Source organism: Streptomyces sp. 378 (genome assembly GCF_030124145.1).
GTDB lineage: Bacteria > Actinomycetota > Actinomycetes > Streptomycetales > Streptomycetaceae > Streptomyces.
The window spans coordinates 280037-300775 of record NZ_JASKMS010000006.1; the positions used below are offsets into that span (position 1 = coordinate 280037).

17 protein-coding genes and 3 tRNA genes are annotated in these 20739 nt (G+C 72.4%); 10 read left to right on the plus strand and 10 right to left on the minus strand.

What is annotated here, in order from left to right:
• Positions 1-11 precede the first annotated feature (11 nt).
• Together QNO09_RS11660 and QNO09_RS11665 are read right to left on the minus strand one after the other, a co-directional pair.
• Positions 12-968: an anti-sigma factor RsbA family regulatory protein gene (locus QNO09_RS11660; protein WP_283970050.1), complete on the minus strand. Its 957-nt coding sequence runs from the start codon at positions 966-968 to the stop codon at positions 12-14.
• Positions 965-1318, minus strand: a complete 354-nt coding sequence (locus tag QNO09_RS11665; RefSeq protein WP_283970051.1) for an STAS domain-containing protein — start codon at positions 1316-1318, stop codon at positions 965-967. Before QNO09_RS11665 ends, QNO09_RS11660 begins: the two co-directional genes overlap by 4 nt.
• Before the next feature lie 188 nt (positions 1319-1506).
• Here QNO09_RS11665 and QNO09_RS11670 point away from each other — a divergent pair, with 188 nt between their 5' ends.
• The 6 genes from QNO09_RS11670 to uppS all read left to right on the plus strand — a co-directional run bounded on the left by QNO09_RS11670 (position 1507) and on the right by uppS (position 7020).
• The gene (locus QNO09_RS11670; RefSeq protein ID WP_283970052.1) at positions 1507-2205 is read left to right on the plus strand and encodes an ANTAR domain-containing protein; all 699 of its coding nucleotides are present in this window, start codon (positions 1507-1509) and stop codon (positions 2203-2205) included.
• A gap of 567 nt (positions 2206-2772) precedes the next feature.
• Positions 2773-3552, plus strand: a complete 780-nt coding sequence (locus tag QNO09_RS11675) for a cytochrome c oxidase assembly protein (RefSeq protein ID WP_283970053.1) — start codon at positions 2773-2775, stop codon at positions 3550-3552.
• Positions 3549-3698: a hypothetical protein gene (locus QNO09_RS11680; protein ID WP_283970054.1), complete on the plus strand. Its 150-nt coding sequence runs from the start codon at positions 3549-3551 to the stop codon at positions 3696-3698. Before QNO09_RS11675 ends, QNO09_RS11680 begins: the two co-directional genes overlap by 4 nt.
• Positions 3699-3761: 63 nt before the next feature.
• A complete protein-coding gene (locus tag QNO09_RS11685) occupies positions 3762-4004 on the plus strand; it encodes a DUF6411 family protein (RefSeq protein WP_283970055.1) in 243 nt (80 codons plus the stop codon).
• 69 nt (positions 4005-4073) lie between these two features.
• The gene (locus tag QNO09_RS11690) at positions 4074-5039 is read left to right on the plus strand and encodes a YihY/virulence factor BrkB family protein (protein WP_283970056.1); all 966 of its coding nucleotides are present in this window, start codon (positions 4074-4076) and stop codon (positions 5037-5039) included.
• Between the two features lie 88 nt (positions 5040-5127).
• Positions 5128-7020: a polyprenyl diphosphate synthase gene (gene uppS / locus QNO09_RS11695; protein ID WP_349636962.1), complete on the plus strand. Its 1893-nt coding sequence runs from the start codon at positions 5128-5130 to the stop codon at positions 7018-7020.
• A gap of 79 nt (positions 7021-7099) precedes the next feature.
• Here uppS and QNO09_RS11700 read toward each other — a convergent pair.
• From QNO09_RS11700 to QNO09_RS11710, 3 genes are all read right to left on the minus strand, one after another.
• Positions 7100-7173 (minus strand) — tRNA-Ile (locus tag QNO09_RS11700).
• Positions 7174-7363: 190 nt separating this feature from the next.
• A tRNA-Asn gene (locus QNO09_RS11705) sits at positions 7364-7436 on the minus strand.
• 5 nt (positions 7437-7441) lie between these two features.
• Positions 7442-7514, minus strand: a tRNA-Asn gene (locus QNO09_RS11710).
• Between the two features lie 160 nt (positions 7515-7674).
• Between QNO09_RS11710 and QNO09_RS11715 the strand changes: the two genes are divergently transcribed.
• The 4 genes from QNO09_RS11715 (at position 7675) to QNO09_RS11730 (ending at position 13348) form a co-directional block, all read left to right on the plus strand.
• Positions 7675-7980, plus strand: coding sequence for a YtxH domain-containing protein (locus QNO09_RS11715; RefSeq protein WP_283970057.1), 306 nt, complete (start codon positions 7675-7677; stop codon positions 7978-7980).
• Positions 7981-8127: 147 nt separating this feature from the next.
• Positions 8128-9576, plus strand: a complete 1449-nt coding sequence (locus tag QNO09_RS11720) for an FGGY family carbohydrate kinase (protein WP_283970058.1) — start codon at positions 8128-8130, stop codon at positions 9574-9576.
• Positions 9577-9686: 110 nt separating this feature from the next.
• A complete protein-coding gene (locus QNO09_RS11725; RefSeq protein WP_283970059.1) occupies positions 9687-11420 on the plus strand; it encodes an ABC transporter ATP-binding protein in 1734 nt (577 codons plus the stop codon).
• Positions 11420-13348 carry an ABC transporter ATP-binding protein gene (locus QNO09_RS11730; protein WP_283970060.1) on the plus strand — a complete coding sequence of 643 codons (1929 nt, stop codon included), beginning with the start codon at positions 11420-11422 and terminating at the stop codon, positions 13346-13348. Before QNO09_RS11725 ends, QNO09_RS11730 begins: the two co-directional genes overlap by 1 nt.
• 179 nt (positions 13349-13527) lie before the next feature.
• On the opposite strand, the gene QNO09_RS11735 is transcribed toward QNO09_RS11730, so the two are convergent.
• From QNO09_RS11735 to QNO09_RS11755, 5 genes are all read right to left on the minus strand, one after another.
• The gene (locus QNO09_RS11735; protein ID WP_283970061.1) at positions 13528-14826 is read right to left on the minus strand and encodes an RNA polymerase sigma factor; all 1299 of its coding nucleotides are present in this window, start codon (positions 14824-14826) and stop codon (positions 13528-13530) included.
• Between the two features lie 86 nt (positions 14827-14912).
• On the minus strand, positions 14913-16832 hold the full coding sequence (dnaG, locus tag QNO09_RS11740; RefSeq protein ID WP_283970062.1) for a DNA primase: 1920 nt from the start codon (positions 16830-16832) through the stop codon (positions 14913-14915).
• Between the two features lie 119 nt (positions 16833-16951).
• Entirely contained in the window at positions 16952-18220 is a 1269-nt protein-coding gene (locus tag QNO09_RS11745; protein WP_283970063.1) for an NAD(P)/FAD-dependent oxidoreductase, read from the minus strand.
• 160 nt (positions 18221-18380) lie between these two features.
• On the minus strand, positions 18381-19664 hold the full coding sequence (locus tag QNO09_RS11750) for a deoxyguanosinetriphosphate triphosphohydrolase (protein ID WP_283970064.1): 1284 nt from the start codon (positions 19662-19664) through the stop codon (positions 18381-18383).
• Between the two features lie 115 nt (positions 19665-19779).
• The gene (locus tag QNO09_RS11755) at positions 19780-20550 is read right to left on the minus strand and encodes a sirohydrochlorin chelatase (RefSeq protein WP_283970065.1); all 771 of its coding nucleotides are present in this window, start codon (positions 20548-20550) and stop codon (positions 19780-19782) included.
• Positions 20551-20739 lie beyond the last annotated feature (189 nt).

Below are 20739 nucleotides of genomic sequence, written 5' to 3' on the forward strand. Positions count from 1 at the left end.
TCAGCGGCCGGTCAGCGGGCGAACCAGCAGCGCACGGTCGTCCCGCTGTCGCTCCGGTGCACCCGCACCAGATCGGCGATCAGATTGACCAGCAGCATCCCGCGCCCGCCGCGCTGCTCGCGGGGCACGGGCCGGCGTCCGGCCAGGACGTCCGCGAGCCGCCCCTCGTCGCGGACCTCGCACACCACATACCCCTCCTCGGCCCACAGCCGCAGCACACCCGAACCGCCGCCGTGCACCACGCTGTTGGTGGTGAGCTCGGCCGCGGCGAGGGCCAGGTCCTCCCGCTTGACGCCGACGAGGCCGAGCCGCGCGCCCTCCCCGACGGCCATGTGCCGGGCCTGGGAGAGCGAGTCGGAGTCGAAGGCGAACGTCAGCGCCTCCCGCACGGGCTCCAGCGGCTCGTTGTAGCGGCTGACGACGTCCTCGGGGGCGTAGGCGTCGCTTTCCCGGGCGACGTCGGAGCCGGGGTGGATGACGGTGGGGTGGGTGGCGTAGGCGTCGGCGACGAAGTGCTCGGGCAGCCGGGCGATGTCGTACGGGCACAGGATGGTCGCCGTACGGCCCCGGAAGGCGGCGTTGATGAGCGCCTCGTGCTGGGCGCAGGCCGGGTACTCGGTGTCGGAGCGCCCCGCCCAGACGGGCTCGCCGATGATCCGCACCCGGCGGCCGTCGGGCTGGGCGTCGGCGAAGGCGCGCAGCACGCCGGGGATGATCCGCCCGGGGTTGCGTCCCGCCTCGCGCATGTCCAGGAGCCGCACGGACTCGGCGGCGTCCCCCAGCGCGTCCCTGATCAGGGTGAGGCTCTTGCCGGGCACGGCGACGGCGACCGGCTCGCCGGCCTCCAGGCCGGCGTGCACGAAGGGCAGGGTGCCGTCGAGATACTCCTGCTCGTCCCGGTAGAAGAGTGCCGGGTGAGCGAAGGGATCGAGGGGCCCGAAGGGCTCGGTCACCGCGGCGGTCGTCACGTCGACACCTCGATCCCCGTCTGGCCGGGCCACAGCAGGTCGAGCGTGCGTCGCAGCGCCGCCGGCGGCCGGCGCACCACGAACTTCCGGCCGTCCCGGAGCCGCCCGGCGGCCGTCGCGAGCGCGTCGGCACCCGCGACGTCGACGAACGTCACCTCGGACAGCTCCAAGTAGTACACGTCCTCATCCTCACGGACAGCCTGCTCCAGTACGCCTTCCCAGATCGCACGCGTCGTCAGGCCGACCTCACCGGCTGCCCTCACGCCCTGCTGCCCGGCCAGCGGAAACACCGCCAAGCCCGGCACAGGTCCGCGCGGGCCGGTCGCCGACACCTGCTGGCGAGTGTTCAAGCCCCTCTCCCCCCGCTTCTTGCGGACCACTGCGCTCGTACCCGTACGGGACAACCTCATTCCCCGGAAGCGTGTGTAGTACGCCGTACGGCGGGCAGGCGCACGTCACACCGACCTCCACGGGGGCGAGTGACGTCATTCAGGCCGGCGAGACGAACACGACCGACGAGGACCGACAAGGCGGTGACATGACCTCAGCGGCATCACTGCGACTCACAGGAGGGCTGGACACCCTGGTCATCTGTGGCCGCGTCGACGCGGACCGCGCCGAGCTCACCCCGCGGGGCGAGCTCGTCCACGGCTGTGCGGAGATCCTGGACAGAACCCTGGCCGACCTGCCGGCCACCGTCACCCGGGTCGAGCTGGACATGAGGGGCGTGCATTTCATGGACACGGCCGGCCTGCAGTTCCTGGACGTGCTGGCCGACCACGGCCGACAGTGGTCGCGGACGGTGACGGCGACGAACTGGAACGGCCAGCCGCGCCGGATCCTGGAGCTGGCGGGCCTGGACACGACCGACCCGCTGAGCGGCCCGGACGCCGTCGGCCGGATCTCCGCGTCGGCGCCGGCCGCTCCGGCCTCCTCGGCGGTCGCCCTGGAACGCGCGGAGTGTCTGCACGTGCTCCGGGAGGAGGTCGAGCAGCTCCGCCAGGCCATCGCCTCGCGCCCGGTCATCGACCAGGCCCGGGGCATTCTCATGGCCACCCACGGCTGTACGTCCGACGAGGCGTGGCACATCCTGCGGGAGGCGTCGCAGCTGTCGAACACGAAGCTGCGGGATGTCGCCGCGGCGGTGACGGCGAGTGCGGAAGCGGACGGTCCGCCGCCGTCGCCGGAGCTGCGCACGGCGTTGCAGAGGGCCGTCGCGAGGCGCCGCGCGGTCTGAGGGGCCGGAGGCCCCCGGTTTCGCACCGGAGGGCCCGGGTACCCGGCGGCCCGCTCCGGCCCGCCTCCGCCGAGGAGAACGCCATGGGCTTCGCGCCCCGCGACCGCGGCCAGGGACGGGCGAGATGCCACCGCCCCCCGGCCGCCGAGCCCCTGCCCCCTGCCACCCCGCCAGGGACCCGGGCCCGTTCCTCCACCCGGGCCCGCGCCACGAACACGGCCCGCCGCCCCCACACCGGATCCGCCACAGGGCGCGCCCCCGACCGCACACCGGGACACGGAACATGACCGCCGCCCTGCCCCCATCAGCCGACCACCCGCCAGGGGTACGGGCCCGTTCCTCCCCACCGCCCCGCACCGCGAACACGGTCCGCCGCACCCGCCCCAAAATCCGCGACGGCCCGTTCCTCCGCACCGCCCCGCGCCACGAACACGGCCCGCCACCCCCACACCGGATCCGCCACGGGGCCCGCCCTCGGTCGCACACCGGGACACGGAACATGACCGCCGCCCTGCCCCCGTCAGCCGGTCCGCTCCCCGGACGCCGCGGCCGGCGGAGGGGGGCGCGGTGACGACCCCGGCTCCCCTGCCGGTGCTCGTCCTGGTGGGCTGTCTGCTCTACACGGCCTGCGCCGCCCGGCTGCGGCGCCGCGGGGATCGCTGGCCGGTGCGCCGCGACGCCGGGTTCTGGCTGGGCGGGGTACTGCTCGTGGCCGCGTTCGCCGTGCCGTGGGGGGCGTGGCTGCCGCCGTTCACCGCGCACACGGCCGCCCATCTGACGGCCGGCATGGTGGCCCCGCTGCCGGTCGTCCTGTCCCGCCCGGTCACGCTGGCCCTGCGCACCCTCCCGCCGCCCGGCCGCCGCGCCCTGGTCTCGCTGACCCGTTCGCGCCTCGTCACGGCGCTCGTCTTCCCACCCGTCGCCGCGGTCCTGGACATCGGCGGCCTGTGGCTCCTCTACCGGGCCCCACTCCCGCCCGCCGTCCACCACGACCCGCTGGTGTACCTCCACCTCTTCGGCGCCGGCACCCTCTTCACCTTCGCGCTCCTCGCCGTGGACCCGATCCGTCACCGGCCCGGCTGGGCCGTGCGGGGCGGCACCTTGCTGGCCGCCTCCGCGGCCCACGCGATCCTCGCGAAGAGCCTGTGGGCCACGGGCCCGTCCGGCACCGCCCACACCCCCGCCGACCTGCACGCCGCCTCGCAGCTCATGTACTACGGCGGTGACGCGGCGGAACTCGTCCTGGCCGTGCTGCTGGCCGGCCAGTGGTACCGCGCGCGGGGCCGGTGCTCCCGGCCCCACCGGGGTACCCGGCAGCCGGCAACCGCACAAGGAGCAACACGATGAGCGACCACACACCGTCTCAGGCCGAGGGCGACCGCGACGACGAGCGGGACACGACCCCGCGTCCCACCCCGTCCCAGGCGGAGGGCGACCGCGACGAGGCCGGCGCCGAGGGCGAAGACGACGGAACGGACGGAACCGGCGCCTAGCAGGCCACATGGAGGTGACGCGACGGGGCACCCGTATCTCCCCACCACTCAAAGGAGTTGCCCGTGATCATCGCCGCCGTCATCGCCGGATGCGTGCTCCTGGCCGTCCTGGCCTTCCTCGTCCCCCGTCTCTCGCGCCACCCCGAACGCGGCACCCAGCGTTCTCTCGGCGCGGGCGCCCGCGCCGGCGGCAAGGCTCCGGGTGCGCTGGGCAGGCTCTTCAGCAAGCCCTTCCACTCGAGTTCCCGCGCCGTGAGCCGCAGCGGCTCGGCCGGGCGCCGCACGCGCGGTCGCATGCCCTTCTGACCCACCACGCGGCCGGATCGCCCGGCATGCTGGTCCCGGACACAGGGCAGGCAGAAGGAGACCTTCTCGATGGGTACCGCTGTGCATGTCCCGCAGACCCGGGACATGATCGGGGAGGAACTCTCCGGAGACGAGGCGTTCACCGCGCTGCGGCGCTACGGCGGCCGCCGGCTGCTCATCGACGCGTTCACCCGGTTCCGTTACGCGGACGGATTCAGCAACTCGCGCTCCCTCGCCTTCCAGGTGGTCCTCGGCATGGTGCCGTTCACCATCGCCCTGGTCGGCGTGGCCACCACCGTGCACACGGAGAGCGTGGGGCGGATCATCGAACTCACGCTCGGCCAGATCGTCCCGGGCGCCAGCGCGAAGCTGATCGAGGACGCTTTCGGGAGCACGCAGCGCAGCGCCGGTTCCGGTGTCTGGGGCGCGGTCGCCATGTGGCTGGGCCTGGGCTTCGCCGTCCTCAACCTGACCTCGGCGATGGCCCAGGTCGAGCGCGGCGCCAACCGCATCTACGGCATCGAGCGGGACCGTCCCTTCCTGTTCAAGTACGGCCGGTCCCTGCTGCTCGCCCTCGCCGCGGGGATGCCGATGGTCCTGGGCTTCCTGGTGCTGGTGGCCGGTGACGCCGTCGGCGGCGCGGTGGTGCAGGCCCTCGGCTGGTCCCGCACCTGGCTCGACTGGTGGCGCGCTCTCGACGTGCCGCTGGGCGTGGTGCTCGCCTGGGTCGCCTCGGCGGTGATCTTCCGTTGGTCGCCGCGCCGGGACCAACCGGGCTACACCTGGCTGGCGTTCGGCTCGGCGGTCCATCTGGTGCTGTGGATCACGGCCACCTGGCTGCTGGCCCTCTACGTCGCCCAGAGCGGGTCCTTCGGTGCCGTGTACGGGCCGCTGACGGCCTTCGTCGCCCTGCTGCTGTGGGCCAACCTGACGGGTGTGGCCCTGTTCCTCGGCATCGCGTTCGCCGCTCAGCTGGAGGCGGCCCGGGCCGGCATCACCGAGGCGGTGCGGCCGGACCCGGGGCCGGGGCCGTGACGCACCCGGCCCGGTGTCCGGGGTGGATCGCTGACGCGCGCCCGGCCCCTGTGATCACCGCGCGCAACCAGGACGTATCGTCCTCGGTGTGAGCGATGTGCCTCCCGCGACCACCACGCCGGCCGACCGACAGGTGACCCCGGAAACCGCCGGACGGCCGGTGACCGGCGCCGATCCGGCCCTGCGGGCGGCCTACCGACTGTGCCGGCGCCGGACGAAGGACCAGGACCCGGCGGAGTACGCGCTGATCCAGCTGGTGCCGCCGACCCTGCGCCCGGCGCTCCACGCCCTGTGGGCGGCCGCCAACGCGCTCGACGACCTCGGCGACGACCGCACCGCGCCCGCCGCCGAGCGGGCCGCCCGGGTCGAGGCCTGGATCACCGCCCTGCACCGCGAACTGCCCACCGGCTCCAGCCCCGACCCGATCCGCCACGCCCTGGTGGACACCGCCTGTCGCTGGCGTCTGGACCTGTCGGAGCTGCGGGACGCCATGGCCCAGGTCCGGGACGACACCCGCGGCAGGCACTTCGCCGACTGGGCGCAGTGGCGCGCCTGGGGCCGGGACAACCTCCTGCCGTGGTTCGGGCTGGTCCGCACCGTCTTCGACCGGGCCGGTGTCCCCGTGGCGCTGCGTCTGGACACCCGGGAGGCCTACGAGGAGTTCCTCGACGGCGTCCGGCTCACCGACATCCTCACCGACCTGTCCGCCGACCTCGCCCAGGGCGACCTGCTGCTGCCCGCCGAGGTCCTCGACCGGCACCCCGGGTCCGCGGCCGACCTGACGCGGCGCCGCTGGAGCCCCGCCGTCGCCGCCCTGGTCACGCAGCTGACCGGCCTGGCCCGCCAGTGGGTGACCCGCGAGGCCCTCACCCGCGGCATGCACCCCGGCCCCGCCACGGTCCTGGACACCATGGCCGCCCTGCTGCGCGCCCAGCTCGACGCCGTCGACGCCGCAGGCCCGGCCCTCCTGCGCTCCCCGCCCCGGCCCGCGCTGCGGGTCCGGGCCCGCATCCTCGCCCCCGCCCGGACCCGCGCGGCCCTGGCCTGGAGCCTGACCCCGCTGACGGTTCCGCCACGGCACCGCCCCGGCCCGCACCGGTCACCGGCACCCGCCCGGCCGGCGTCCACCGGCCGCTTCCGGCAGCCGCCGCCCCATCCCGGTGGTGAGCAGCCGCCCCGGATCCCGCCCGGCCTGCTGCCCGCCCATGTCGCCGTGATCATGGACGGCAACGGCCGCTGGGCCCAGCAGCGCGGCCTGCCCCGGCACGAGGGCCACCGCGCCGGTGCCGTCACCGTCCGCGAGGTGGTGCACGGGGCGCTGGAGATCGGCCTGCGCCATCTGACGCTCTATACGTTCTCCACCGAGAACTGGCGTCGCGACCCTGAGGAGGTCGACGCGATCCTCGACCTCCTGCGCGGCGAACTGACGGAGAACCCCTTCGGGGAACTCGACGTCCGGCTGCGCTGGCACGGCCGCGCCGGACGTCTGCCTCCGGATCTCGTCGATCTCCTGCATCTGCGGGAGCGCACCACCCGCGCCCGGACCGGCCTGACGCTGACGATGTGCATCGACTACGGCGGCCGGGACGAACTCACCCGCACGGCCGCCGCCCTGGCCCACCGGGCCCGCGCCGGCCATCTGGAGCCCGATCTGATCGCCGAGGACGACTTCGCACGCCATCTGCCCCTCGGGGACATGCCGGACGTGGACCTGCTCTGGCGCACCGGCGGCGAACAGCGCGTCTCGAACTTCCTGCCCTGGCACACGGCCTACGCCGAGCTCCACTTCACTCCGGGACTGTGGCCCGACGCCGACCGCCGCGACCTGTGGCAGGCGATCACCGCCTACACCCACCGCCAACGCCACCACGGCGCGACACCGGCCGCGACGGCGCCGGCCTCCGGCACTCCGGCCGCCTCTGCCGACGGACCGTCAACAGCCCGCCGTTCGGCGGCTCCTGCCGCGGGGCCGGGCGAGTGAACCGGGTGCGGGCCGCGGAGTTGCGGCGTCGTTCTCGCGCGCTCGCGAGTAGAAACGGTTCTGCGCGTGTAGCGCGCGGTGGGGCGGGTGGGACTCGAACCCACGGCCGACGGATTATGAGTCCGCTGCTCTAACCGGCTGAGCTACCGCCCCATAGCGGCGTGTCGCGTACATGTGTGCGCGCCGTCTGCCGCAGCATAGCCGCTCATACGATCTCCTGCTTCGGCTGGGCGGCTGCGCACGGCCTACGTGACCTTGAGGACTGCGCCGGGCGCCGCGCGGTTCCCGGGGCAGCGGATCGGACATGAAAAAGGACCCCTGAGAGGGGCCCTCGTTCAACCTGCTCCCCCGACTGGACTCGAACCAGTAACCTGCCGGTTAACAGCCGGCTGCTCTGCCAATTGAGCTACGGAGGAACGAGCTCCCCGGACTGGACTCGAACCAGTAACCTGCCGGTTAACAGCCGGCTGCTCTGCCAATTGAGCTACCGAGGAAGGTCTCGTTGTGCATCGAACGCACCTACCTGGGTATTCGCCAGGGGGCGCGCGTCCGCTGCGACACATACATTAGCGCAAGCAGGGGGGTGCTTCGCCAATCGGTACTCCCCGGCACCGACGCCGCACTGGAGACCTACGCAAGGAAAGGGTGGCCGCCATGCGTTACCGGCTCACGTTCGTCGCCGGAGTCGTCCTGGGTTACGTGCTGGGCACGAGGGCCGGGCGCGAGCGCTACGAGCAGCTGAAGAAGTCAGCCCGGCAGTTCGCGCAGAACCCCGCCGTGCGCAACACCGCGGAGACCGCGGCCCACCAGGGCCGGGAATTCGCGGGCAAGGCGTACCACGTGGTGAGCGACAAGGTGGGCGACCGCGTCCCCGAGTCGGTGGCGGACCGGGTCCGCCAGCTCCGCGACCGCGCCACCCACAACGGTGGCGAGGACGACTGGGGCACCAGCAATACCTGATCTTCTCGAGGCTGAGATCGGCGACGTCCTTCAAGGGGCGCGGGGAACTGCGCGACCAGCCACAACGAGCCCGCACCCGGAACCCGGCGACACCCCCCACGGCGCCCACGGCTCCAGCCGGCGCAGCGGTACGGCAGAATTTTGGCCATGGGGATAGTCGCCGGGTTGGACAGTTCACCCGATTTCACTCGTATCGTCGTCTGTGACACGGACTCCGGAGCCGTGCTCAGGCAGGGATATGCGCAGCATCCGGTGGAGGTTCCCGAGAGCGGCGGCCGGCCGTCGGACGTCGATCCGCAGGCCTGGCTGCTCTCCCTGGGCGAGGCCGCGGGCGGCGGGCTGCTGGAGGGCGTGCAGGCGATCGGCGTCTCGGCACAGCAGAACGCCGTCGTGCCGCTGGACGCGCAGGGCAACACCGTGCGGCCGGCGATGGTCGGGGGTGACAAGCGGACGCAGGTCGCCGCGGCCGACCTGGTCGACGCGCTCGGCGGGCGCGAGGCGTGGGCGCACGCGGTGGGCTGTGTGCCGCAGGCCGCGCAGCCGATCACGAAGCTGCGCTGGATGGCCCGGACCGAGCCGGAGAACGCGCGGCGCACGGCGGTCCTCCTCCAGGCGCACGACTGGCTGGTGTGGCAGCTGCTGGGCCGCCCGGTCCGCAGGACCACCGACCGCGGCGGGGCGTCCGGCACCGGCTACTGGTCCGCGGCGACCGGTGCCTACCGGCCCGATCTGGTCGAGCTGGCGCTCGGGCACCAGGTGATGCTGCCGGAGGTGATCGGCCCGGCGGACGCGGCCGGTACGACGCCGGAAGGGCTGATGATCTCCGTGGGGACCGGGGAGACCATGGCGGCGGCGTTCGGGCTGGGCATCGGCCTCGGGGACGCGGTGGTGTCGCTGGGCGCGTCCGGGTCCGTGATGGCCGTGCACCCCGAGGCGCTGGTCGACGGGTCCGGGATGATCACCGCGCTCGCGGACGCGACCGGCATGCACCTGCCCGTCGTCACCACGCTGAACGCCGTACGGGCGCTGCGCGGGGCCGCGGAGCTGCTGGGGCTGCCCGATCTGGAGAGCCTGTCCGACCTGGCGATGAAGTCGACGCCCGGGTCGCACGGACTGGTGCTGCTGCCCTATCTGGAGGGTGAGCGGACGCCGAATCTTCCGCACACCGCCGGGACCCTGGCCGGGCTCCGGCGCGAGTCGATGAAGGCGGAGCATCTGGCGCGGGCCGCGTTCGAGGGCATGCTGTGCGGGCTCGCGGACGCGCTGGACGTACTGCGCGGCCGTGGTGTGGAGGTGCGGCGGGTGTTCCTGCTCGGGCCGGCCGCCGAACTGCCCGCCGTGCAGGCGGCGGCGCCCATGCTGTTCGGGACGCAGGTCGTGGTGCCGCAGCCCGCGGACTACGCGGCGATCGGCGCCGCCCGCCAGGCGGCCTGGGCGCTCGGGGCGTCACAGGGCACGCTCGACGTGCGCAATCCGCCGGCCTGGCAGGGAGCGGTGGCGCAGGTGCTGGAGCCCGGGGACGAGCTGGCCGTGGGGCAGGCGGTGCGGCAGCAGTACGTGGCGGTGCGGGAGCAGACACACCCCGGAGCCCTCTGACCTTTGACCGCCTGTCGGGTTAATTCGGTTGAGGTAACGCGGGTGGAGTGTTCGACGATAGGGGCCAGGGGCAACCACTCGCCCCCGTCGCCCACTCCGAGAGAAGCAGCGTGCTCATACGACTTCTGCGCACCTACCTCAGGCCCTACAAGAGACCCATCGCCCTGCTGGTGCTGCTGCAGTTCCTTCAGACCTGCGCCACGCTCTACCTGCCCACGCTGAACGCGGACATCATCGACCAAGGCGTCGTGAACGGCGACACCGGCTACATCCTGGGCTACGGCGCCCTGATGATCGGCATCTCGCTGGTCCAGGTCGTGTGCAACATCGGCGCCGTGTACTACGGCGCCCGTACGGCCGCGGCACTCGGGCGGGACGTGCGCGCGGCCGTGTTCGACCGGGTGCAGTCCTTCTCCGCGCGTGAGGTCGGTCAGTTCGGGGCACCGTCGCTGATCACCCGGACGACCAACGATGTCCAGCAGGTGCAGATGCTGGCGCTGATGACGTTCACCCTGCTGGTGTCGGCGCCGATCATGTGCGTGGGCGGCATCGTGCTGGCGCTCGGTCTGGACGTGCCGCTGTCCGGGGTGCTGGTGGCGGTCGTGCCGGTGCTGGGCATCTGCGTGACGCTGATCGTGCGGCGGCTGCGGCCGCTGTTCCGGTTGATGCAGGAGCGGCTGGACTCGGTCAACCGGGTGCTGCGCGAGCAGATCACCGGCAACCGTGTGATCCGGGCCTTCGTCCGCGACGAGTACGAGCAGCAGCGCTTCCGCAAGGCCAACACCGACCTCACCGACGTCGCACTGGGCACCGGCAATCTGCTCGCGCTGATGTTCCCGATCGTCATGACGGTGGTGAACCTGTCGTCGATCGCCGTGGTCTGGTTCGGCGCGCACCGGATCGACAGCGGCGAGATGCAGATCGGTGACCTGACGGCGTTCCTGGCCTACCTGATGCAGATCGTCATGTCCGTGATGATGGCCACCTTCATGTTCATGATGGTGCCGCGCGCGGAGGTGTGCGCCGAGCGCGTCCAGGAGGTGCTGGACACCTCCTCCAGCGTCGTGCCGCCGACGTCGCCGGTGCGGGAGCTGCGCCGGCACGGGCATCTGGAGGTCCGCGGGGCGGGCTTCCGCTATCCGGGTGCCGAGGAGCCGGTGCTGCGCTCCGTGGACCTGGTGGCCCGGCCGGGCGAGACGACCGCCGTCATCGGCTCGACCGGCAGCGGCAAGTCCACCCTGCTCGGGCTGGTCCCGCGGTTGTTCGACGCGACCGACGGGCAGGTGCTCGTGGACGGCGTCGAGGTGGCGCGGATCGAACCGAAGCTGCTCGCCAAGACGGTCGGCATGGTGCCGCAGAAGCCGTATCTGTTCGCGGGGACCGTGGCGACCAACCTGCGCTACGGCAATCCGGACGCCACCGACGAGGAGCTGTGGCACGCGCTGGAGGTGGCGCAGGCCAAGGAGTTCGTGGAGCGGCTGGAGGGCGGGCTCGACGCCCCGATCGCGCAGGGCGGGACGAACGTCTCCGGTGGTCAGCGCCAGCGGCTCGCGATCGCCCGGACGCTGGTGCAGCGGCCCGAGATCTATCTCTTCGACGACTCCTTCTCCGCGCTCGACTACGCCACGGACGCCGCCCTGCGGGCCGCGCTCGCGCGGGAGACCGCCGAGGCGACCGTGGTGATCGTCGCCCAGCGGGTGTCGACCATCCGGGACGCCGACCGGATCGTGGTCCTCGACGAGGGCCGGGTCGTCGGCACCGGACGGCACCACGAGCTGATGGCGGACAACGAGACCTACCGGGAGATCGTGCTCTCCCAGCTCACGGAAGCGGAGGCTGCCTGATGGCGGGGCCCATGGGGCGGATGATGGCCGGGGGCGGCCCCGACCAGCGCTCGCTGGACTTCAAGGGATCGGGCAAACGGCTCCTCGCAGGCTTCCGGCCGGAGCGCGTGACCATCTGGGTGCTGCTGCTGTGCGTGGTGCTCAGCGTCGGCCTCAACGTCGTCGGGCCGAAGATCCTCGGCAAGGCCACCGACCTGGTCTTCGCGGGCATCGTCGGACGGGGCATGCCCGAGGGGGCGACCAAGGAGCAGGTCCTCGACTCCATGCGGCAGCGCGGGGACGGTGACGTCGCCGACATGCTGCGCGGCACCGACTTCACCCCGGGCGAGGGCATCGACTTCACGGCCGTCGGGCATGTGCTGCTGCTCGCGCTGGGCGTGTTCACGGTGGCCGGGCTGCTGATGGCGGTCGCCACGCGGATGGTGAACCGGGCCGTGAACCGGACCATGTTCCGGATGCGCGAGGACGTGCAGACGAAGCTGTCGCGGCTGCCGCTGTCGTACTTCGACCAGCGTCAACGCGGTGAGGTGCTGTCGCGGGCGACGAACGACATCGACAACATCGGGCAGACACTCCAGCAGTCGATGGGTCAGCTCATCAACTCGGTGCTGACCATCATCGGCGTGCTCGCGATGATGTTCTACGTCTCCTGGATCCTGGCCCTGGTCGCGCTGGTGACGGTGCCGCTGTCGTTCGTCGTGGCCACGCGCGTGGGCAAGCGGTCGCAGCCGCACTTCGTACAGCAGTGGCGTTCCACGGGCACGCTGAACGCGCACATCGAGGAGATGTACACCGGGCACGCCCTGGTGAAGGTGTTCGGGCGGCAGGAGGAGTCGGCGCGGCAGTTCGCCGAGCAGAACGACGCGCTGTACGAGGCGGGGTTCAAGGCGCAGTTCAACAGCGGGGTCATGCAGCCGCTGATGATGTTCGTGTCGAACCTCAACTACGTGCTGGTCGCGGTCGTCGGCGGGCTGCGGGTGGCCTCGGGCTCGCTGTCGATCGGTGATGTGCAGGCGTTCATCCAGTACTCGCGGCAGTTCTCCATGCCGCTGACGCAGGTGGCGTCCATGGCGAACCTGGTGCAGTCGGGTGTCGCCTCGGCGGAGCGGGTCTTCGAACTGCTCGACGCCGAGGAGCAGGACGCCGACCCGGTGCCGGGTGTGCGGCCCGAGGAGCTGCGCGGGCACGTGGCGCTGGAGCACGTGTCGTTCCGCTACGACCCGGACAAGCCGCTGATCGAGGACCTGTCGCTGAAGGTCGAGCCGGGGCAGACGGTCGCCATCGTCGGCCCGACGGGCGCCGGAAAGACGACGCTGGTGAACCTGCTGATGCGGTTCTACGACGTGACCGGCGGGCGCATCACCCTCGACGGTGTCGACGTCGCGCGGATGTCCCGGGACGAACTGCGGGCCGGGATCGGCATGGTGCTCCAGGACACCTGGCTGTTCGGCGGCACGATCGCGGAGAACATCGCGTACGGCGCGTCCCGGGAGGTGACCCGGGGCGAGGTCGAGGAGGCGGCCCGGGCGGCGCACGCGGACCGGTTCGTCCGGACCCTGCCGGACGGGTACGACACGGTGATCGACGACGAGGGGACGGGGGTCAGCGCGGGTGAGAAACAACTGATCACCATCGCCCGGGCGTTCCTGTCCGACCCGGTGATCCTGGTGCTGGACGAGGCGACCAGCTCGGTCGACACCCGCACCGAGGTGCTGATCCAGAAGGCGATGGCCAAACTGGCGCACGGGCGCACGTCGTTCGTCATCGCCCACCGGCTGTCGACGATCCGGGACGCGGACACGATCCTGGTCATGGAGAACGGGGCGATCGTGGAGCAGGGCGCGCACGGGGAGCTGCTCGCCGCGGACGGGGCCTACGCCCGGCTGTACCAGGCGCAGTTCGCGCAGGCGGTGGCTGAAGTGGACTGAGTCGCGTTCGAGGGGTGCCCCTGTGGTGCAGTGGGCGGCTGCGGGCCCGTTGCGGCTGGTCGCGCAGTTCCCCGCGCCCCTGGGCCCCTTCTGATGGATCTCCGTGGGAGTGCGTGCCGGGCGTCGCGACGCCGCGGAGATCCATCAGAAGGGGCCTGGGTACGTGCGGCTGACGCCCTTCACTCCAGATAGCCCCTCAGTTGGTCCGCGAAGGCGTGGTCCCGCAGCTTGTTGAGGGTCTTGGACTCGATCTGCCGTATCCGCTCCCGGGTCACGCCGAAGATGCGGCCGATCTCCTCCAGGGTGCGCGGGCGGCCGTCGGCGAGGCCGTAGCGGAGCTGGACGACCTTGCGCTCCCGCTCTCCCAGGGTCGACAGGACCGCTTCCAGGTGCTCCCTGAGCAGGAGGAACGCGGCCGACTCGACGGGGCTCGCGGCATCGCCGTCCTCGATGAGGTCGCCGAACGCGACGTCGTCCTCCTCGCCGACGGGCGCGTGCAGCGACACCGGTTCCTGGGCCAGGCGCAGGACTTCGCTGACCCGCTCCGGCGCCAGGTCCAGGTGGGCCGCGACCTCCTCGGGCGTCGGCTCGTAGCCCCGCTCCTGGAGCATGCGGCGCTGGACGCGGACGACCCGGTTGATGAGCTCCACGACGTGGACGGGGACCCGTATCGTGCGGGCCTGGTCGGCCAGGGCGCGGGACATGGCCTGCCGGATCCACCAGGTCGCGTACGTGGAGAACTTGTAGCCGCGGGCGTAGTCGAACTTCTCCACGGCCCGGATGAGGCCGAGGTTGCCCTCCTGGACGAGGTCGAGCATGGTCAGGCCGCGGCCGACGTAGCGCTTGGCGACGGAGACGACGAGCCGCAGGTTCGCCTCGATCAGACGGCGCTTGGCCATGCGGCCCATCACGACGAGCCGGTCCAGGTCGAGGGCGAGCTGACTGTCCAGGTCGGGGGTGAGCCGCAGCTTCTCCTCCGCGAACAGGCCGGCCTCGACGCGACGGGCGAGTTCGACCTCCTCGGCGGCGGTGAGCAGGGGGATACGGCCGATCTCCCGCAGGTACTGGCGGAACAGGTCCGAGGAGGGGCCGCCGGTCTCGGTGCGCACCGGCGGGGGTTCGACGGCTTCGGAGGGCTCCGCCGTCTCGACGGCCTCGGCGGGCGGCTCCTGCGGCTCGGGGTCCGACTCGGGGTGGTGCGCGGCGCGGCTCTGCGCCGGAACCGCGGACAGGGCGTCGGGATCCGTGTCCGGGGCGGTGCCGTCGGCGCCGGGGGCGGCACCGACGTCGGTCTGGGTGAGGGTCTGGGTCTGCACGGGGGCGACCTCCAGGATGATCGCTGCCAAGGAGGACGGCAGCGGTACTTCGGGGGCGGAGTCGACGGCCTCGCCGCTTTCCGTCCCGTACGCGATGAGCGGAACCGCGGGGGTCTTCGACCCGTCGGTGACGGGCAGGCCGCGCTCCGAGGACTCAGGCACCGGAACCCAGTGTGGGGTAAGACACATCACCGCCACGAGGGGCGTGCGATGACTTTTTGCTTCCGGTCCGTGACCGCGCGGTGACCTCAGAGCGCGGCGGCGCCGTGTTCCCGGAGGGTTTGGTCGTACTGCTGGAGGACCCACAGTTCGTTCTGTACGGCGGCGAGCTGGGCCGGGTCGCCGTGGGCGCCGAGGCGGGTGAGCCGGCCCGTGATGTCGCGGATGCGGCGCTCGACGGCCCGGCGGCGGACGGTCACCAACTGGGCGCCCGCGTACACCTCGTCGACTCCCTTCACGCCCTTGTGCAGCATGATCGCCTCGACGGCCAGCTCCGTCACCATCGCGCGGACCGTGTCGTCCGGGGCGGCCTCGCGGACCTTGACCAGGTAGTCCTGGGGGTCGGCGACGCCCAGTTCGGCGCCGCCCGCGTCCTGGATGGCCTGGCGGACGGCGGCGTAGGGCGGGGCGGTGAACTCGTCCACGCCGTACGCGTCGAAGGCCGGGGAGACCAACTCGGGGCGCTGGAGGGCGAGTTTGAGGAGTTCCCGCTCGGTGGCGAAGACCGGGTTGCGCAGGTTCAGGGCCGGGCCGCGCGAGAGGGCCGGCTGGGACGGGCCGGCGTACCGCTGCTCCTGGTGGGGCCGCTCGGGGGCCGGGCCCTTGCCGCCGCGGTCGCGGGCCCAGCGAGCCAGCTGGGCGACGCGCTTGACCACGAACTGGGTGTCGAGGATGCCGAGCATGCCGGCGAGCTGGACGGCGACCTCGTGCTGGGCGCCGCTGTTCTTGATGCGGGCGACGATCGGGGCGGCCTCGTCCAGCGCGGCCGCGCGGCCCGCGGGGGTGTCGAGATCGTAGCGGCCGACGATCTGGCGCAGGGCGAACTCGAAGAGCGGGGTGCGGGGTTCGACGAGGTCGGCGACGGCCTCGTCACCCTTGGCGAGGCGCAGGTCGCAGGGGTCCATGCCGTCCGGGGCGATGGCGATGTACGTCTCGGCGGCGAACTTCTGGTCGTCCTCGAAAGCGCGCAGGGCCGCCTTCTGGCCGGCGGCGTCGCCGTCGAAGGTGAAGATGACGCGGGCCGAGCCGTTGTCCATGAGGAGGCGGCGGAGGATCTTGATGTGGTCACCGCCGAAGGCCGTGCCACAGGTGGCGATGGCCGTCGTGACGCCGGCGAGGTGGCAGGCCATGACGTCCGTGTAGCCCTCGACGACGACCGCGCGGGACGCCTTGGCGATGTCCTTCTTCGCCAGGTCGATGCCGTAAAGGACCTGGGACTTCCGGTAGATCGCCGTGTCGGGCGTGTTGAGGTACTTGGGGCCGTTGTCCGCCTCGTAGAGCTTGCGGGCGCCGAATCCGACGACATCGCCGCCGATGTCGCGGATGGGCCACATCAGGCGGCCCCGGAAGCGGTCGATGGGACCGCGGCGGCCCTCCTGGGAGAGCCCGGAGAGGATCAGCTCCTTGTCGGTGAAGCCCTTGCCGCGCAGGTAGCGGGTGAGGTGGTCCCAGCCCTGGGGGCTGTAGCCGACGGAGAAGTGCTGGGCGGCGGCCTGGTCGAAGCCGCGCTCGGCGAGGAACTGGCGGCCGGTGTCGGCCTCCGGGCCGGTCGCGAGTTGTTCCATGTACCAGTCGGCGGCGATCTTGTGCGCCTCGACCAGGCGGATCCGCTCGCCGCGCTGGTGGGAGGGGTTGTAGCCGCCCTCCTCGTAGCGCAGGGTGATGCCCGCCTGGCCGGCCAGACGCTCGACCGCCTCCGAGAAGGTGAGGTGGTCGATCTTCATCACGAACGTGATGGTGTCGCCGCCCTCCTGGCAGCCGAAGCAGTGGAAGAACCCCTTGCTCGGGCTGACCTGGAAGGAGGGCGACTTCTCGTCGTGGAACGGGCACAGACCCTTCAGGTTGCCGCCGCCCGCGTTGCGCAGCTGGAGGTACTCGGACACCACGGCGTCGATCGGGACCGCGTCCCGTACCGCCTTCACGTCCTCGTCGTTGATCCGTCCTGCCACGCGGTGATTCTACGGGGCCGGACCGACACTCCTGGGGCGAGAGGGCTCTCCGGCCCCGGGGTCCCGGGGCTTGCCCCCGGCAATCGCGGCGCGGGGGCGCGTACCGGCACTCCCGACGGTTATGAGGAGGCGAGGCCGTCCAGCGGCACGTGCGGGTCGGCGAGCGCCTCGGTGTCGACCCGGGATGTCGAACGGATCAGGCGCTGGATCTTGTCTGTGACGTCCCACACGTTCACGTTCATCCCGGCCAGCACCCGGCCTTCCCTCACCCAGAACGCGATGAACCGACGCTTGCCGGCGTCCCCGCGGATCACCACCTGGTCGTAGCTGCCCGCGGGCGCCCAGCCTGAGTACTCCATGCCCAGGTCGTACTGGTCGGAGAAGAAGTAGGGCACCCGGTCGTACGTCACGTCCTGGTCCAGCATGGCGCGGGCGGCGGCCGGGCCGCCGTTGAGCGCGTTGGCCCAGTGCTCCACCCGCAGCCCGGCTCCGAAGAGGGCGTGGTGGAAGGAGGCCACGTCGCCGGCCGCGTAGATGTCGGGGTCGGAGGTGCGCAGCCGCTCGTCGACCACCACGCCACCGCCCCGCGCCCGGTCGGCGATCTCCAGCCCGGCCGCCTCCGCGAGAGCGACCCGCGGGGCGGCTCCGATCGCGGCCAGCACGTCGTGCGCCGGATGCTCCTCACCGTCGTCGGTGCGGGCCGCGAGGACCATGCCGTCCTGGCCGACGATCTCCGTCAGCCGCCTGCCGAAGTGGAACCGCACGCCGTGCTCACGGTGCAGCTCGGCGAAGAGCTGGCCGAGCTCCGGGCCCAGCACGCCGTGCAGCGGGGTCGGCCCGTGTTCGACGACCGTGACCTCCGCGCCGTACTCGCGGGCCGCCGCCGCGACCTCCAGGCCGATCCAGCCGGCGCCGGCGATGACGAGGTGGCCGTTGTCCCGGCCGAGGTTGGTCAGGACGTGCTTGAGGCGCTCGGCGTGGGCGAGGCGGCGCAGGTGGTGCACGCCCGCCAGGTCCGTGCCCGGGACGTCGAGGCGGCGGGGTTCGGCGCCGGTCGCCAGGAGCAGCTTGTCGTAGCGGACGACGGTGCCGTCCTCGCCGAAGCGGACCGTCTTCGCCGTCCGGTCGATCGCGTCGACGGTCTGGCCGAGGTGCAGCTCGATGTCGTGGGCCGCGTACCAGGCGGGCTCGTGCACGAAGACGCTGTCGCGTTCCTCCTTGCCGAGGAGGTAGCCCTTGGACAGGGGCGGGCGCTCGTAGGGGTGGTCGCGTTCGTCGCAGATCAGTATCACGCGGCCGGTGAAGCCCTCCGCGCGGAGCGTCTCGGCCGCCTTGGCGCCGGCCAGTCCGCCTCCGACGATGACGAATGTCTGATCCGCGTCGACCACTTGATGCCTCCTACGGGGATCCGGGGGGTGTCTCCCCGGAAAACACAGCGGGTGTCGCCACTTGCGAGCGTCCCGCACGGAGCGTGATGCGGGAAGAGGGAGTGACCCGATCAGGCCACGCAGGGTCACATTCGAGGGTGCGCGCGTCCCACCCGTCGCGTCAGTCCCGTCCCCACCCCGTCAGACGGGCGTGCAGCGAACGGGCGGAGGGGTCGGTGAGGGAGGCGATCTGGTCGACGATCACCCGCTTGCGCGCCCTGTCGTCGGCCGCCCGGCCGAACAGGGAGCGGAACTGCGGGTCCAGGCCGTCCGGGGCGCGGACGGTGAGCGCCTCGGCCAGTTCGGCGACGATGATCCGCTGGTCGGCGCGCAGCCGCTCCTGCTCGGCGCGCTGCATGACGTAGAGGTCGGCGACGGCCTTGAGGACGGCGCACTCCATGCGGGTCTCGCGCGGGACGACCAGCTCGGCGGCGTACCGGGTGAGCCGTCCGGCGCCGTACGCGGTGCGGGTCGCGGTCTCGGCGGCGAGACAGAAGCGGCCGATGAGCTGGCTGGTGGCGTCCTTGAGGCGGGCCTGGGCGACGGCGCTGCCGTCGTAGCCGTGCGGCCACCACTCCTGGGCGAGGAGCCGGTCCAGGGCCTCGGCGAGTTCGGCGGGGTCGGTGTCGGCGGGGACGTACCGGCCACGGGCGACCTGGAAGACGTCGCGGCGTTCGGGGTCGGCGTGCAGGCAGTTCGGGTCGATGTGGCCGGCGTGCAGGCCGTCCTCCACGTCGTGCACCGAGTAGGCCACGTCGTCGGACCAGTCCATGACCTGCGCCTCGAAGCACGTGCGGGTGCCGGGGGCGTCCTTGCGGAGCCAGTCGAAGACCGGGCGGTCGTCCTCGTAGACGCCGAACTTGTGGGAGGCCGGGTCGGTGGGGTGGGCGCCGCGGGGCCAGGGGTACTTGGTGGCGGCGTCGAGGGTGGCGCGGGTGAGGTTGAGGCCGACGGAGCCCTCCGGGGTGAACCGTTTGGGCTCGATGCGGGTGAGGAGTCTGAGCGACTGGGCGTTGCCCTCGAAGCCGCCGCAGTCGGCCGCGAACTCGTTGAGGGCCTGCTCGCCGTTGTGGCCGAAGGGCGGGTGGCCCAGGTCGTGCGAGAGGCAGGCGGCTTCCACGAGGTCCGGGTCGCAGCCGAGGGCCGCGCCCAGCTCACGGCCGACCTGGGCGCATTCGAGGGAGTGGGTGAGGCGGGTGCGGGGGCTGGCGTCCCAGGCGGGGCCCAGGGTGCCGGGCGTCACCACTTGGGTCTTGCCGGCCAGTCTTCTCAGGGCGGCGCTGTGCAGGACCCTGGCCCGGTCGCGCTGGAAGGCCGTGCGGCCGGGGCGTTTGTCGGGTTCCGGGGCCCAGCGGTCGACTGACGTCGGGTCGTAGGCGGGGGGATGTTGTGCGGTGCCGTCCATGGCTCGACAGTAAGCGCCTGTGCGTCTGCCGGGTTCTCTTTTCGGGCGGGTGCGGCTTGTCTCGGGCTGGTCGCGCAGTTCCCCGCGCCCCTGAGTACGTGCGCCGCCCCGCGTTCTACGCCGAAGCCAATGCGGGTACAGCGGTCGCGGCCGTCAGAGCCTCGTCGTAGCGGTGGAGGAGGAGTTCGGCCATCGCCGGGTGCGTGCCCAGGGGGGCCGCGGCGAGCCATGGGGCCTTCTGGGCGCACTCCGTGGCGAAGCGGCCGGGGGCCGTGAAGTAGGACGCCAGGGCGATGTGGCGGCGGCCGCGGGCGAGGAGGGTGCGGACGGCTGTTTCGACTGTCGGGGTGGCCGCCGAGGCGTAGGCCGGGATGACGGGGACGCCGAGGCGGGCGGCGAGGAGGTGGGCCGTGCGGGCGGTGTCCGTCTTCGCGTGCGGGTCGCGGGAGCCCGCCGCGGCGAGGACCACCGCGCTGGTGCGGCGGGGTGTCGTACCCCAGCCGGCCTCCGTCAGACGGGCCTGGAGCGCGTCGACCAGCAGGGGGTGGGGGCCCAGGGGCGCTGCCAGGTGGGTGCGGGCCGGGGAGGCCGCGGCCATCTCGGGGATGTCCTGCTTGACGTGGTAGCCGCGGCTGAGGAGGAGGGGGACGAGGACCGCCTCCCTGTCGCCGAGGGCGGTGAGCGTGTCGGGGAGCAGGGGTGCGTTGAGTTCGATGTGGCCCAGGTGCACCGGCACGTCGGGGCGCAGGGCCCGGACGCGGTCGAGGAGCGCGCTCACGGTGCTCAGCGCGCGGGGGTCGCGGCTGCCGTGGGCCACGACCACGAGGGCGGGCGGGGCCGGGTGGCGCGTGGCGGGCGGCGGGACGAGGCTGAGCTGACGGGGCATGCACCGATGGTCGCGGCGCCACGTTGCCTTCCCGTTGCGTGGGCGTCACGGGTGTTTTCCGGCGGTTCACGATGCGGGGCTGAGGGTGTGTGAGGTGGTTTCACCTGCGGTTTCCTTGTATCGAGTGAAGCTGGTCACGCGGGTGCGGATGAACCGGGCGGCCCGTGCGGGCGTCCCTGACTGTCGAGG